General features: G+C 45.2%; 16 protein-coding genes and 2 tRNA genes. 7 read left to right on the forward strand and 11 right to left on the reverse strand.

The window, feature by feature from the left end; translation table 11 throughout:
- Positions 1-277: 277 nt before the first annotated feature.
- The 5 genes from thiS to ACIRUQ_RS08455 all read left to right on the forward strand — a co-directional run bounded on the left by thiS (position 278) and on the right by ACIRUQ_RS08455 (position 3,818).
- On the forward strand, positions 278-475 hold the full coding sequence (gene thiS, locus ACIRUQ_RS08435) for a sulfur carrier protein ThiS (protein ID WP_021739197.1): 198 nt from the start codon (positions 278-280) through the stop codon (positions 473-475).
- Positions 476-480: 5 nt separating this feature from the next.
- Positions 481-1,134 (forward strand): sulfur carrier protein ThiS adenylyltransferase ThiF, encoded by a 654-nt coding sequence (gene thiF, locus ACIRUQ_RS08440; protein ID WP_242853578.1) that lies wholly within the window; start codon positions 481-483, stop codon positions 1,132-1,134.
- A 91-nt stretch (positions 1,135-1,225) separates the two neighbouring features.
- A complete protein-coding gene (locus ACIRUQ_RS08445) occupies positions 1,226-2,008 on the forward strand; it encodes a thiazole synthase (RefSeq protein ID WP_022036642.1) in 783 nt (260 codons plus the stop codon).
- A gap of 12 nt (positions 2,009-2,020) precedes the next feature.
- Positions 2,021-3,235 (forward strand): 2-iminoacetate synthase ThiH, encoded by a 1,215-nt coding sequence (thiH, locus tag ACIRUQ_RS08450; RefSeq protein ID WP_021739200.1) that lies wholly within the window; start codon positions 2,021-2,023, stop codon positions 3,233-3,235.
- Positions 3,228-3,818 carry a thiamine phosphate synthase gene (locus ACIRUQ_RS08455; protein WP_055289548.1) on the forward strand — a complete coding sequence of 197 codons (591 nt, stop codon included), beginning with the start codon at positions 3,228-3,230 and terminating at the stop codon, positions 3,816-3,818. The genes thiH and ACIRUQ_RS08455 overlap by 8 nt, the downstream gene beginning before the upstream one ends.
- A 31-nt stretch (positions 3,819-3,849) precedes the next feature.
- Here ACIRUQ_RS08455 and ACIRUQ_RS08460 read toward each other — a convergent pair whose 3' ends face one another.
- Complete coding sequence (locus ACIRUQ_RS08460; protein ID WP_055289546.1) at positions 3,850-4,812, reverse strand: CPBP family intramembrane glutamic endopeptidase; 963 nt, start codon at positions 4,810-4,812, stop codon at positions 3,850-3,852.
- 147 nt (positions 4,813-4,959) lie between these two features.
- Between ACIRUQ_RS08460 and ACIRUQ_RS08465 the strand changes: the two genes are divergently transcribed.
- Positions 4,960-5,949: a dipeptidase gene (locus tag ACIRUQ_RS08465; protein WP_055289544.1), complete on the forward strand. Its 990-nt coding sequence runs from the start codon at positions 4,960-4,962 to the stop codon at positions 5,947-5,949.
- A 135-nt stretch (positions 5,950-6,084) separates the two neighbouring features.
- Here ACIRUQ_RS08465 and sigH read toward each other — a convergent pair whose 3' ends face one another.
- From sigH to ispF, 6 genes are all read right to left on the reverse strand, one after another.
- Positions 6,085-6,690 carry an RNA polymerase sporulation sigma factor SigH gene (gene sigH / locus ACIRUQ_RS08470; RefSeq protein ID WP_055289542.1) on the reverse strand — a complete coding sequence of 202 codons (606 nt, stop codon included), beginning with the start codon at positions 6,688-6,690 and terminating at the stop codon, positions 6,085-6,087.
- A gap of 20 nt (positions 6,691-6,710) precedes the next feature.
- Positions 6,711-7,457, reverse strand: a complete 747-nt coding sequence (rlmB, locus tag ACIRUQ_RS08475) for a 23S rRNA (guanosine(2251)-2'-O)-methyltransferase RlmB (protein ID WP_021739205.1) — start codon at positions 7,455-7,457, stop codon at positions 6,711-6,713.
- 67 nt (positions 7,458-7,524) lie between these two features.
- Positions 7,525-7,995: a Mini-ribonuclease 3 gene (locus tag ACIRUQ_RS08480; protein ID WP_021739206.1), complete on the reverse strand. Its 471-nt coding sequence runs from the start codon at positions 7,993-7,995 to the stop codon at positions 7,525-7,527.
- A complete protein-coding gene (cysS, locus tag ACIRUQ_RS08485; protein ID WP_021739207.1) occupies positions 7,980-9,383 on the reverse strand; it encodes a cysteine--tRNA ligase in 1,404 nt (467 codons plus the stop codon). Before cysS ends, ACIRUQ_RS08480 begins: the two co-directional genes overlap by 16 nt.
- A gap of 117 nt (positions 9,384-9,500) precedes the next feature.
- Positions 9,501-10,592 carry a phosphotransferase enzyme family protein gene (locus ACIRUQ_RS08490; protein ID WP_044963474.1) on the reverse strand — a complete coding sequence of 364 codons (1,092 nt, stop codon included), beginning with the start codon at positions 10,590-10,592 and terminating at the stop codon, positions 9,501-9,503.
- Between the two features lie 79 nt (positions 10,593-10,671).
- Positions 10,672-11,208 (reverse strand): 2-C-methyl-D-erythritol 2,4-cyclodiphosphate synthase, encoded by a 537-nt coding sequence (ispF, locus tag ACIRUQ_RS08495; RefSeq protein WP_055289539.1) that lies wholly within the window; start codon positions 11,206-11,208, stop codon positions 10,672-10,674.
- A gap of 229 nt (positions 11,209-11,437) precedes the next feature.
- Between ispF and ACIRUQ_RS08500 the strand changes: the two genes are divergently transcribed.
- On the forward strand, positions 11,438-13,006 hold the full coding sequence (locus ACIRUQ_RS08500) for an FUSC family protein (protein WP_172679875.1): 1,569 nt from the start codon (positions 11,438-11,440) through the stop codon (positions 13,004-13,006).
- 172 nt (positions 13,007-13,178) lie between these two features.
- On the opposite strand, the gene ACIRUQ_RS08505 is transcribed toward ACIRUQ_RS08500, so the two are convergent.
- The 4 genes from ACIRUQ_RS08505 to ACIRUQ_RS08520 all read right to left on the reverse strand — a co-directional run bounded on the left by ACIRUQ_RS08505 (position 13,179) and on the right by ACIRUQ_RS08520 (position 14,861).
- On the reverse strand, positions 13,179-13,901 hold the full coding sequence (locus ACIRUQ_RS08505; protein ID WP_021739211.1) for a hypothetical protein: 723 nt from the start codon (positions 13,899-13,901) through the stop codon (positions 13,179-13,181).
- A 59-nt stretch (positions 13,902-13,960) separates the two neighbouring features.
- Positions 13,961-14,034 (reverse strand) — tRNA-Met (locus tag ACIRUQ_RS08510).
- Between the two features lie 8 nt (positions 14,035-14,042).
- Positions 14,043-14,115, reverse strand: a tRNA-Val gene (locus tag ACIRUQ_RS08515).
- A 167-nt stretch (positions 14,116-14,282) separates the two neighbouring features.
- Positions 14,283-14,861, reverse strand: a complete 579-nt coding sequence (locus tag ACIRUQ_RS08520) for a prephenate dehydratase domain-containing protein (protein WP_172679874.1) — start codon at positions 14,859-14,861, stop codon at positions 14,283-14,285.
- Between the last annotated feature and the right edge of the window lie 176 nt (positions 14,862-15,037).

The following is a 15,037-nucleotide window of genomic DNA, read 5'->3' on the forward strand; positions in this document are numbered from 1 at the left end:
AGAGATACATTACCGCGTATCTCTTTTTTTAATGGAAAACCACGCAGAAACTCCAAATACGTAGTATATGATGCACACGTTCTTACCTGTAAGGTATGTATCACTACATATTCTTCCATGGTATGATCAAAATTCCATTATCTAACATCATCTAATCAGGAACATAATAAAATAATGTTATAATTGAGAGTGAACAAAGGGTTCATGAAGGGGTGCACCACCACGGGTGTATTACTTTCGTGAACTCTTTTTTCATCTGGGAAGGAGGATTTATACGATGGTCACAATCAACGGAAAAGAGGTCGTTCTTGCAGACAACACCAGTGTTTCTGCCTATCTGGAAGCCTGCAGCTACAAGACAGACCGCATCGTTGTGGAACTAAATGAAGAGATTCTACCAAAAGACCGCTATGCTGAAACCATACTGAAAGATGGCGACTGCATGGAAATCGTCACATTTGTAGGAGGAGGCTGATATTTATGAATAAGAATCCAACCAATATGCTGACACAAACGCAGATCATGGATGCACTGAACAGACGCCATTCCCCTGAAAAACAGCGCCTGCTATCCGAGGGACATGTAGCCATTGCAGGGCTTGGGGGACTTGGTTCCAATGTTGCCTGTGCACTGGCCCGCATCGGTGTCGGACATCTTCATCTCATTGATTTTGATGTGGTGGACATTACGAATCTAAATCGCCAGCAATATTTCATCGGACAACTCGGTATGTATAAAACAGATGCTCTGAAATCATTGCTGGAACAGATCAATCCATATCTGGATATCCGCACAGACTGCATCCGGGTAACCAGAGAAAATCTCCGGGAACTTTTTGCCGATGCCCCCATCGTCTGTGAAGCCTTTGACGATCCCGTAGCAAAAGCTATGCTTGTCAACGGTATTCTGGAATATTTTCCGGAAAAAAAGCTGGTGTCCGCCACTGGAATGACAGGTGCTGACAGCAGTAACACCATTACCACACGTCGGGTGATGAAAAATTTTTACCTGTGTGGCGACGCTGTATCTGAGCCATCCTATGGCAATGGGTTGATGGCACCACGAGTGGCCATCTGTGCGGCCCATGAGGCAAATATGATCACCCGGTTACTTCTGGGAAACGAAGATGTATAGCCACCTCGTGCCAAAACTGCTTCTAAGACCATAACAATTTGTCACCGTGATAATAACGCAAACATTTAGTAAAAAGAAAGGTATCGTAATCATGAATACAAATACAATCGAAGATAAATTTATACTTGGAGGACATGAATTCACCTCTCGCTTTATTCTCGGTTCCGGAAAATTTTCTCTGGAGCTAGTAAAAGCCTGTGTAGAAAAAGCAGGGGCACAGATCATCACTCTGGCTCTGCGCCGGGCCAATGAAGGCGGACTTGCAAATATTCTGGATTATATTCCGGACAATGTCACACTGCTGCCAAATACTTCCGGTGCCAGAAACGCCGAAGAAGCTGTGCGTATTGCCCGTCTCTCCCGGGAACTCGGCTGTGGTGATTTTGTAAAGATCGAAGTTGTTCACGACTCCAAATACCTGCTGCCGGATAATTATGAAACCATCAAAGCTACAGAAATCCTTGCAAAAGAAGGCTTTGTTGTCATGCCATACATGTACCCGGACCTGAATGCTGCCCGTGCACTGGCAGATGCCGGAGCAGCATGCATCATGCCCCTCGGCTCCCCGATCGGTTCCAACAAAGGTCTTAGCACCCGTGACTTTATTCAGATACTCATTGACGAAATTGATCTTCCAATCATTGTAGACGCCGGCATCGGACGCCCGTCTCAGGCCTGTGATGCCATGGAAATGGGTGCTGCCGCCGTTATGGCAAATACTGCTGTGGCCACTGCCGGCAATGTGCCGCTGATGGCTGAAGCTTTCAAAAAAGCCATTGAAGCAGGACGAAGTGCATATCTGTCCGGACTTGGACGCACCATTGAACACGGTGCCAGTGCTTCTTCCCCACTGACCGGATTTTTACAGGACTAGGAGGCGCAACCTATGGAAAATAAACATATCAATGAAAGCATTTTAAGTGAAGAGATTTTAGAAGATCAGAAGAAAAACCGTATTGATCACATGACTTATCTGCCAGATATGCAGAACATCGGCTCCGATATCATGGATCAGGTGATCGATGCCATGAACAGCTACGACTATCAGCAGTTTACTGCAGCAGATGTAAAACGTGCTCTGGCGCATACAGAGCGCACACCGCAGGATTTTCAGGCACTGCTCTCTCCTGCTGCACTGCCGTTTCTGGAAGAAATCGCCCAGGCTGCCCGAAAGGAGACAAAGGCACATTTTGGCAACAGTGTCTATATGTTCACACCGATCTATATTGCCAACTACTGTGAAAATTACTGCATTTACTGCGGTTTCAACTGTCACAATAAGATCCACCGTGCCCGCCTGACACCGGAAGAGATCGACAAAGAAATGGCCGCCATCGCCGCCACCGGTCTGCAGGAAATTCTGATTCTTACCGGAGAAAGTCCGACCATGTCCACCGTGGAATATATAGGTGAAGCATGCAAGATCGCAAAAAAATATTTCCGTGTCATCGGTCTCGAAATCTATCCGGTAAATTCTGATCAGTATGCCTATCTGCATGCCTGCGGCGCAGATTATGTAACCGTTTTTCAGGAAACTTATAATTCTGACAAATACGAAACGCTGCATCTGGCCGGTCATAAACGTATTTTCCCATATCGTATCAATGCCCAGGAGCGCGCTCTGATGGGCGGCATGCGCGGAGTCGGATTTGCCGCACTGCTTGGACTGGACGATTTTCGCAAAGACGCATTTGCCACCGGTTACCATGCTTATCTGCTGCAGCGGAAATATCCGCATGCTGAGATTGCTTTTTCCTGTCCACGGTTGCGTCCGATCATCAACAATGACCGCATCAATCCTATGGATGTCCATGAACGGCAGTTATTGCAGGTCGTCTGTGCCTACCGGCTGTTCATGCCTTATGCCAGCATTACCGTCTCCACCCGGGAGTGTGAGCGTGTCCGGGATCACCTGGTAGATATCGCAGCCACCAAGATTTCAGCCGGTGTCAGCACCGGTATCGGCAGCCATGTGGAAGATATCGAGGATAAGGGCGACGATCAGTTTGAAATTGCAGACGGCCGCTCTGTGGATGAAATCTACCAGGCTTTACTTGAACATCATCTGCAGCCGGTTATGAGTGACTATATCTATGTGTAATACAGTATCTCTTCTGGCTGTGACAAACCGGCATCTGTCCGTACATCCGTATCCGGAACAGATTACCCGCATCTGCCAGACTCATCCAAAAGGTCTGATTCTGCGGGAAAAAGATCTGGAGGCAGAGAGTTATCTGGCACTTGCTGCACAGGTGTTGGACATCTGTCACAAATATGATGTTCCTTGTATTCTCCATACGTTCTGGAAGGAAGCGATTGCACTTGGCTGCACATCCATCCATCTGCCCCTTCCTCTGCTGCGGAGGCTCTCTGAAAAAGAGATTTTGTCTTCTCCGGAGTTTGCTTCCTTCACGGTTCTTGGTACTTCCGTCCATTCCGTGGCAGAAGCCCGGGAAGCAGAACATTTGGGTGTTACCTATCTCACTGCAGGACACATTTATGTGACAGACTGTAAAAAAGGACTTGCACCCCGTGGTCTGCATTTTCTGCAGGAAGTGTGCAAGTCTGTATCCGTGCCGGTCTACGGCATCGGTGGTATTAAATTTGATCCGGTTCAATGGCAGGAACTGCAATCGGCAGGTGCCACCGGCGGTTGCATCATGTCCGGCATGATGGAGCTGTAATCAGACCGTTCGACTTGAATCATCGTCTGCTTTACAGCATATCCAGCACAAACAGGCACACGCCGGACAGAAGAAACAAAATCATGCCCGGATTGCCAAACATGGCTCCCGCCATCTCATGGAATGGCCTTTCGTACTCACCGGAACGCCATTCCAGTTTTTTCACAGACACGGCAAAGAAAATCAATCCGGCAATGCCCATGATGATCATACTGATTTCCAGTATAACCAGTCCCAGAACAGCCCCCGCATGATTGAACATCATATCGATATAAGCATACGGATCTGAAGTATCCCAGGCACTGTAATTCAGCTGTTGCAACAACAAGGAAGACAGAAAACCACCCAGCATATTCACTGTCATATGCAACGAAATCGTATATTTCAGCTTTCCGGTGCGGATATATACATAAGCAAATATGCATCCCAGTCCGAAAGCATAGAAAAACTGATGAAAATTCCCGTGAAACACACCAAAAAGCAGACCGGATAACACAACTGCTGCTTTATCTCCATATACAATGGTACGGTCTATCAGTACCTTACGAAAAATCAGTTCTTCCATCACCGGTGCCAGAACAACAGAAAAAAGTAAGGTAAACCACGGGCTTCCCTGGGACAGCAGTTCTTCCAGTTCAAAGGACAGATCCAGTCCGGTCCCCTGCGCAATAAGTGCACTCACTGCATTTCCAATGATATTTCCCACATACATCACAAAAATACAGATACACAATGTCCGGATCCACTGTCCCGGCCGCATCTCATTCCGGTAAAGCTGCATGTTCGGCAGCGCCTGCATCATCTTTGCACATACCGGGATTGCCACCAGATACAGCGGTACCATAGCCAGCAGCCAGCTTGTAACCGGAAGACCGGCTGCCTGCGGCGCAATCAGAGACACCAGCAGTGACAACAGAAACTGAACAGCAACCGTCAGAACTACCATCATAAAATAGCTGAACCCTACCCTTGAAAAAAATCTTTTGTCATCCATAAATTTATCTTCTCCATTTCTTCATCCTGTGTTCCATTTTACACCATTTGAGGTATAATATATATAGTCATTTCAAAAATAATATATCCGCAAACTCTTTCATCAAAAAATTATAAGGATACACAAACAAAAAAGGGGACATTTACTATGAAAATTGTTGATATGCACTGTGATACGTTGTCTGCCCTGCTTTCTGCAAAACGTCAGGGCAAAAACTTTGATTTTGAGAACTCTGATACTCAGATTTCATTATCTAAAATGCAGGCGGGAGACTATCTGCTCCAGAACTTCGCCATCTTTGTAAATCTCGGTGAAACCGACTCACCGCTACCGGAAGCGCTGGAAATGATTCTGCTTTTTGAATCTGAAATGGAAAAACATGCTGATCTGATCCGTCCGGTCCGTTCTTACGCTGACATCGAGCAAAACCAGGCAGATGGTGTCATGTCTGCTCTACTCACCGGCGAAGAAGGCGAGATTACAATGGGGAATCCGGATTTTCTTGATTTCTTATACAAACTCGGCATGCGTATGATGACACTCACCTGGAACTATGAAAACTCTCTCGGTTTTCCAAATGTCAGACTGGATAAGAAAGCGTCTGCTTCTTCCGACAGATACTGCCTGAGCCAGAACAAAGGTCTGAAAGAACAGGGGATTGTCTTTCTGGAAGAAATGGAACGTCTTGGCATGATCATTGATGTCTCTCACCTTTCTGATGCCGGTTTTTATGATGTACTGGAGCACACCACAAAACCTTTCGTGGCAAGCCATTCCAATGCCCGCAGTGTCTGCCCTGCAGTAAGAAATCTTACAGATGACATGGTTCGCCGGCTGGCAGAACGCGGCGGAATCACCGGTATTAATTTCTGCAAAGAATTTCTCGGAAAACCGGATGTCTCCCAGAACTATCTGGATCAGGCTGTGGTACATATAAAATATCTGATGAATCTTGGCGGAGAAGATTTTGTTGCGCTTGGTTCTGACTTTGATGGCATTACACGCTATCACGATCTGTCCGACTGCAGTGTTATGCCAAAACTGGTCCACACAATGAAAAAAGCCGGCTTGACGCCGACTCAGATTGAAAAAATCTGTTATAAAAACACCTTACGTGTCTACCGTGACCTGCTATAAATTCAAGTCGAACGCACCTAAGACCTGGTGCGTGATTCTGGTCAGAATAAGCATCCTCCCACCATTTCGTTCTCTACGCACTTGACGCGGGGGAATGCTTATTCTGCGTTAAAAGGAAGCGGGATCCGTTCACTTTTACTTATGGCATCTGAGCTTCAGGATTTTCGTCTTGATCCGTTGCAGTGCATTATCAATGGATTTCTCCGTCTTTCCCATCTTCCGGGCAATCTGCCGGTAATTCCATCCATCCAGATATGCATCCAGTACCTTATTTTCCATAGGGCTCAATGTTTCATGAATGTCCTGAAGAAATGCAGCCACCGTTTCCTGATCAATAAGCATCTGTTCCGGATTATCCTGAGGACTATTCAGACTGTCCTCCAGAGGTACTGTTTCCGAATCCATATCGGACCCGGACAGCGATACATATGCATTCAGAGGAACATGCTTCTTTCGCCCTGCAGCTTCAATTGCATGATAAATCTGCCTGCTGATGCACAGTTCTGCAAAATGAAAAAAACTGCTTTTTTTGCTGTCAAAATCCCGCACTGCTTTAAACAGGCCGATCATTCCTTCCTGCACCAGATCATCAGTATCCCCGCCAAGTAAAAAGACAGCATTTGCCTTTTTACGGACGAAGTATTTATATTTTTCCATCAGAAAATCCATCACAGCGGAATCTCCGTCCCGCAGTTGTTCAATCAGTTCTTCGTCCGTAAAGGCATCATACTGTCTTTTCATATCTTATGATTCCGTTCTTGTTATTTTTTCTGCAGGCGCTGGCGCACGATCTCATAAGCCAGAACTCCTGCTGCCACAGAAGCGTTCAGGGAATCAATATCCCCTTTCATCGGAATGGATGCCGTAAAATCACAGTTTTCTCTTACTAACTTACTGACACCATCACCTTCGTTTCCGATGACCAGACCGATCGGTCCGGTTAGATTCTGACGGTACATCACTTCACCGTCCATATCTGCACATACAAACCACAGCCCCTGTTTTTTCAATTCCTTCATGGTGGCACTCAGATTTGTCACTTTCGCCACCGGTGTATAGTTTAAGGCTCCCGCGGAAGTCTTTGCCACCGTAGCAGTCAAACCAACGGCACGGTTTTTCGGAATGATGACACCGTGTGCCCCCGCCAGGTTAGCAGTACGGATGATAGCTCCCAAATTATGCGGATCTTCAATTCCATCTAACAGAAAGATAAATGGCGGCTCTCCGTTTTCCTCAGCTTTTGCCAGAATATCCTCCACAGTTGCATAATTGTATGCTGCCGCATAAGCGATAACCCCCTGATGTTTCTTTGTTTCAGACATATTATCAAGACGGTCTTTGGAAACAAATTTTACCATAGTACCATGTTTCTTTGCCTCTCGCAAAATTGTTTTGATCGGACCATCCTGACAGCCCTCCAGCACAAATACCTTGTCAATCGTCTTGCCGGAACGAAATGCTTCCAGAACCGCATTTCTGCCCTCGATGGTTAATTCTTCATATCTCATGTATGTTCTCCTGGTTATTTCTTATTTTTTATTTAAGCACTCAGACGCTTCTTTTGACCTGTACAGATCATGAACGGTGTGTTTTTTCTTCTTTACCCAAACCGTCCAGTCCCAGAACGGTCAGTTCCAGAATCCGGTCAAACCGATCCGCCAGATACAGATATCCCATCAGAGCCTCAAATCCTGTAGCCCGTCGGTAATCACTCATACTTGCATTTTTCGCCATAGTTGGAGACTTCGCATTCCGGCCACGCTTGTAGACCGCTTCTTCCTCTTCGGACAGCACCGGAAGCAGATATTCCATCATGGCGGACTGGGAATGTGCCTTCACCAGATGGCTTGTATGATTGTGAAGCTGGCTGGCTTTCGTATTACCCTGTGCAACAATCATGGAACGGATGACCAGATCATAAATACCGTCTCCGATATAAGCCAGTGTCAGCGGCGAGTATGTCCGGATATCTCCTTTTCGAATATCAAATGTTTCACGGATTGCACTGAAAATTGGCAATGCTGCAGTATCTACGCTCTTTTCCATGTAACTCCTTCTCTTGTATCCTTCAGAATAATTCCCATTGCAGCCAGTTCATCACGGATTTCGTCCGCACGGGCAAAGTTTTTCTCTTTTCTTGCATCCTGACGTTCTTTAATAAGTTTCTCAATATCTGCGTCCAGAATCTCTGCTTCTTTCTCCACAATGATTCCCAGCACATCGCACAGTTCTTTTAATTTGGCATATAATGCATCAATGTATGCCTTGCTGTTCTCGCCGGAAACATTAGTATTGCAGAATTTAACATACTCAAATACTGCAGATACTGCATCCGCTGTGTTGAAATCGTCATCCATGGCAGCCTCAAATTTTTCCTGATAAGCATGAGACTGATTCAGCAGATCTTTCTCTGCTTCTGACAGTTCACCGGCTGTGCTTCCGGACAATCTCTGCAGGTTCTCTGCCGCTGTCACAATGCGCTCCAGACCGCTCTTTGCTGCTTCCATCAGATCTGCGCTGAAATTTAACGGACTTCTGTAATGAGCGGAAAGCATAAAGAAACGCAATACCTGAAGGTCATATTTCTCACCGATTTCTCTTACCGTAAAGAAGTTGCCGAGAGATTTGGACATTTTCTTGTTATCAATATTCAAAAATGCATTGTGCAGCCAGTATTTCGCAAACGGTACACCGTTGGCTGCCTCACTCTGTGCGATCTCGTTTTCATGATGCGGGAAAATCAGATCCTCGCCGCCTGCATGAATGTCAATCTCATCACCAAGATATTTTTTTGACATGACAGAACACTCAATATGCCAGCCCGGACGACCCTGGCACCACGGAGACTCCCAGTACGGTTCACCGTCTTTTTTCGGTTTCCAGAGCACAAAATCCAGCGGATCTTCTTTCAGATCACCGGTCACTTTGATACTTCTGTGTCCTGCTTCCAGATCATCTATGTTCTTATGGGAAAGTTTTCCGTAATCTTTGAACTTTCTGGTACGGTAATATACGGTTCCATCCGCTGCCGCATATGCATATCCTTTCTCGATCAATGTACTGATCATATCCAGCATACCCTGGATTTCCTGCGTAGCCAACGGATGTGTGGTTGCCGGTTTTACATTCATATCGTGCATATCTTTTTTGCACTCTTCGATGTACTGTTGGGACACCTCCTCGGCTGTACGGCCCTCTTCCATGGCTTTTTTGATGATCTTGTCATCCACATCCGTAAAGTTAGACACATAATTTACTTCGTATCCTTTGTATTCCATATATCTGCGCACAGTGTCAAATACAATCATCGGACGGGCATTTCCAATATGGATAAAGTTATATACGGTAGGTCCGCATACATACATACTTACTTTTCCTTCATGTAAAGGTACAAATTCTTCTTTCTGTTTTGTCAGTGTATTGTAAAGTTTCATTCCATTTAAGCAGGTCACCCCGCTCTCCTTTCTCAATTCTGTTTCTTAAATATGTGCACCTCCCGTGCACTTATTTAAAAATTATTTTCAATTGCCTGTAACCCACAGACGATTTCCTTATTTCTTCATCAGAACAGCTGCCACGATTTCGTCCATCTGCTCTTTCTTTTCTTCAATATCCAGCACCAGAAAAAACTGATTCACGGCACGGTACAGGTTCTGGCGTTCATCGGAAAAATTGGTCATATTCCGGTCACCGCTGAGATAATCCGTCAGAAAATGAATACCACTTTCCATAGTCATCAGCCATACCGCATACACCATCAATTCTTTTTCTTTTGCTGTCAGGATCCGTCCCATCTCATGGCAGTAGCCCTGCACATAGCCCCGGAAAAGCTCCATATCAAGCTCAATATTGCCAAATTTTTCATCTTCCGTAAATGTCGCTGCACCGGCGCGCACCGCATCTCCGAAATCCAGTATGGATGCTCCCGGCATCACAGTATCCAGATCGATCAGGCAAATTGCTTTCTTACTATCACTGTCGATCAGCACATTACTGTATCGTGTATCATTGTGTGTGACACGTTTTGGAATCTGCTTTGACTCAATAGCTTCCTGAATCTCATTCAGCTTTTTGGAACGATCCAGCACAAACTGAATCTGCTCCTGACAGTCTGAAGTACGAAAGCAAATATCCGCACGGACTGCATCCAGCAGCTGACGCATCGCATTCTTCATATCATGCAGCTTCGGCACCGTAACTCCGAGCTGACTGCTGTCAAAATCACGCAGTCTCCGATGAAACACGCCGACCGCATTGGCAGCCTCATATGCCTGCTCCGGTGTCGTCGGTTTTTCCATTTCCTCACCACAGCAGATCATCCGGTATAAACGGAAATAACTGCCGTTTTCCGTCTGCAGAAGCTGATTGCCTGCCTTCGTCCGGATAAATGTCAGTCCTTCCAGCTGCGGATCCCGTCCTTCCTGCTCGATTACCTCATGCAGATATTCTGTGACAAGGAACAGATTATTCATCACCTCTGTAGGATATTTGAACACGATATGGTTCATCTCCTGAAGGACATAATGCTCTCCGCCGCAGACAATCTCATATGTGTGGTTCACGGTTCCATGACCCAGAGGTTTCACATCCGTGATCTCTCCTTCAATCTGAAATTTACTGATAATTTCTTCAAACTTTAACATCTTTCTACCTCCATGGTCAGACCAATTTTTTAACAAAGTGCTTCTTCTGCCAGACATGTAAAGGTCAGATTTATCATCCTCAATGACATCCCGCACAGCCCGTGCATCCACCTTCACTGTCACCCACAGCCACACTGTTTTCATAAATCGTTGACAACATGCAGACTGCATTTGCGGAAATACCTTCTTCCCGTCCGGTAAATCCCAGATGCTCTTCCGTGGTAGCCTTAACATTCACCTGATTTTTTGCAAGATGAAGGGTATCCGCAATATTCTGCTCCATCTCTTCAATATAAGGACGAAGTTTCGGTTTCTGAGCGATTACCGTTGCATCGATATTTTCGATAATATAATGCTCCTGCTCCAACAGATTTCCCACATGCTCGAGCAGCTTCAGACTGGAAATGCCACGATATTTTTCATCCGTATCCGGAAAATGCTTGCCAATATCTCCCAAAGCCGCTGCGCCCAGCAGCGCATCCATGACTGCATGCAGAAGCACATCCGCATCTGAGTGTCCAAGAAGTCCCAACGTATGTGGTATCTCCACACCTCCAAGGATCAGCTTGCGGTCTTCCGTCAGTTTATGCACATCATAACCCATTCCGATTCTCATAACTGTATCTGCACCTCTTTTCTCTTCTATTTGCCCCAAGAGCCTATTTGGTATTTAGTTTATCACACTTCCCGAAAAATTTCCATTGACTTCCCGTTTTTTTCTTTGTTAATATAAATTAATATAAATTTCAAGGTTACAGTTCATTCCTCATGTACATTCAAGCATGCCTGCATAATGAGGAATGATGCGCGTGAACCATAATAATCGTATATTCAGAGGTGATTTTTTGAAATTATCAGATAAACAGAAAAAAATGTTGCAGGGTGCTGTCGCTCCGACCATTGTTGCCACCCTGATATTTTTTATTACATATTTCTTTTTCGGCATGGAAAACACCATGATCGGACCATTTGCCACGCTGTCCTTCCTGCGCTGCAGGAATATGTGCAACCACTACGAATGTCTGATCCGGAATTTTTCCGTGTATATGATCATGGCTGTACTTTCCTTTCTGGCTGTACTGAATCTGCCACTGTGCATCATTGTCAATGCCATTGCACTGTTCTGGATCGCCTGTCTGCTCATTGATGAATACAATCCAAACAATTATTTTCCGGCAGGAATGGCACTGATTTTTTTCCAGATTGCACCGGTGCATACAGTATCTGACCTTGGAAACCGTCTGTTGGCTCTTCTGGCAAGTTTTGGCATCGTATTTTTATTTGCCTGGTTTCTTTCTTTGAATACAACCGTACAAAACCGGTTAAAGGCTCTGATTTCTGATGGATTTGATGTATGTAAGGAACTCCTGACACAGACCGGATGCATAACTGCAGATTCCCATTCTGCTCAAAACGAAACATCCGAACAGGTTCCGGAACTTCACAAAAAGCTCTGCACGATCAATCAGCACATCAGCCGCGAAATTTATTCTGCCAACCGTGCTACCCTGCGTTTGAAAGGAAAAACCAACTGGTACTGCCGCTTTGTCCTTGTATTCCAGATTATAAACTATCTGACGGATCACGCACAGGAGGATAACAACCAACAGACGGCACGGGGTATTTATGAAAAATTTTATGCGCAGTTCCAGGAAATTGAACCTGCCACCGATTACCGGCGGCTGAATTTCCGCATCCGCAAACCTGATATCCGTAATCTGCGGTTTCGATTTGCACTGCGTCAGGTCATTGTGCTGACTCCCTGTCTGGTACTTGCCTACCTGTGGCAGACAAACAATATCTACTGGCTGGTCATCTCCGTATTTTTTATGATGATACCATTTACGGAATATACCATGCAACGGGTACGACAACGAGTATTTGGAACGATGGCAGGCATTGTCCTTAGCTTCATCCTTTTTACAATCTTCCCGGATTTCACTTCCAGAGTTGTAATTATGACAGCAGCGAACTTTTTAATCTATGCGGCGGACGGATATGGTCCCACAGTTGCTTTCATTACATGTTCTGCCCTCGCACTGCAGTCCATCGACAGCAATATACCTGTCGTATTGACACAACGGCTGATCTACACATTACTTGGCGGCGGGATTGCTCTGCTCTCCAACCGGTATATTTTCCCGGTCCGGCTCCAGAAACAGATGCAATATCTCTTTGAACTGCTCCGCACTCTGCGGGAACAACTGGCAGAAATCGGTATCCACACCACACCCGGGGATGATTCCAGACGTCACCAGATCGATCAGCTGATCATAAAATCCTATTTGCTCTCTACACGCGCGGAAGATTTGCAGGAGTCTCTGCCGGAAATGCAGAAATATTCCGACTTTGAGGATGCAAGGAAACAGCATATGGAATTTCTGGCTTCCTATCTGGCACAATATATGACATAGTTTCTGACAAATCCGAGCAAAGCGGACATTCGCAATCCGCTTTCGATACTTGCTTATTCTGCGTTCAAAAAGAGAAAACCGGAGTATTTTTCTCAGCCAGCAAGCGCTGATTGAAAAAAATACTCCGGTTTTTATGATACCTGCCTGAAAATTCTCCAGATCCCCTCAGGTTTTATAATTCGTGCTGGTATAAGGTCCGCTCATCCCGGATGACGACTGTTCCTGCACCGTCAATACTAAAGAACTCGATTGGAAGTACATGTTCAATCCTTCCATCCAGGATATGTGCTCTGTTTACTCCCTGATGTACCGCATCCATGCAATGATTCAGATAATCCATGAAATCTTCTGGAAAATGACGTGTTTTCTTCAATTCTTCCACTTCCTCAGATGTAATGCGCGGATATACATCACTACGAGTCTCATCTGTATAAATCCCCGGATAACGGGACAGATAGATCAGCTTGTCTGCCTGCATCTTTACCGCAATTTCCAATGCCGTATCTTTTGGATCAATGTATTCCATCTCATTGTCGATATCATTCGGCACGATGACCGGTATATAATCATTTGAAATGGTCATATGAAGTGTCTCCACATCTACACCACAGATTCCCAATGCCTTGGTACCACAAAGTTCCAGCATCTTTGCGATCCGCTTGTTCTCACGAAATTTATCCACGCCCATCGGCGTCCGGTGTACCACGATCGGAATGACACCAATACTCTTCAGCAGAACAATGTCCTTCATCAGTTTCTTTTCTTCCACACCGGAAAGCCACTCTCCGCAATCATATTCTACGACAATGATCTTGTTTACAAAATCTCTGATATACGGCAGTGCATCACAAAGTACTGCCGCTTTATGTTCAATGTTTTCCAAATAACGATCCATAATTATACCTCGTCTGCTTTAAACAAAAAGCCTGCAAGAAAACTCTTACAGGCTTCTAATAGCGAGAGGGGGATTCGAACCCTCGACACTGCGGGTATGAACCGCATGCTCTAGCCAACTGAGCTATCTCGCCATATTAAATGGGACCTACAGGGCTCGAACCTGTGACCCTCTGCTTGTAAGGCAGATGCTCTCCCAGCTGAGCTAAGATCCCATTTTGTTGACCGGTGAACCTTTATCTGTTCGCCCTGTCGACTTCGTTAGTATACACCCATAACAAGCCGAAAGTCAACAAGTTTTTTTACTTTTTTCAAAGTTAGACATTTTATTTGTAATTTATGTTTTTTTCACGCAATTTACACATTTCATCCTGATGATCTGCTACGCAAGTTTCAGCAGCCAAAAAGTCGTGCGGTTCTCGGAACTGTCCTCGATATTTTCTGCAATCATCTCCAGATCCCACAGTTTCCCTGCACGTGCGCTGCAAATGGCAGCCGTTGTTTCCGGCAATATTCCTTTTGCCAGCCACTCTGCTCCAATAGCAGTATCTTCAATCTCGAGTTCTTTCAAATCAGGAAACTTTTCCTTACGGGTATTGATCGTCTGACGCAGAGCCTGCGGATGAGAAGCCACTTCCTGCAAAGCTGCCGCATCCACTCCCAGCTTTTTAAACAGACAATGATGGATCGGCAGCACATACACAGCAAGTTTTTCATAAGAAATATTTTCAAAAGTATGTACAAACTCTCCCACCGGACCGGCTGTAGAATTCTCCACACCCAGTACACCATATTGAACCTCACCCTTCTGCATTGCTTCCAGAATATTTTTTGCACATACCAGAGGCACAAGTTCTGTCTCTGTCATGCCTGCCTGTGCCAACAGTTCATTTGCTGCTACTTCTGAAAAGCTTCCCGGAATTCCCATATAACCAATCTTATCCATTTTTACAATCCTCATTTCCATTTTCTCTCATAACTTATAAAAGTTTCTGTTTTGCAGAACATTCTCCGCTCAGAATCACTGCACTTTACACTTTTATAAGCCCATATGTATTTATTATATCGTTTTCTGTAAAAAAATCCAGATAATTCTCATCTTTCCGATTGTTATTAACCTGGAATTGAGGTAAAATA

The sequence above is a fragment of the Eubacterium ramulus genome (assembly GCF_045002895.1).
GTDB lineage: Bacteria > Bacillota > Clostridia > Lachnospirales > Lachnospiraceae > Eubacterium_I > Eubacterium_I ramulus.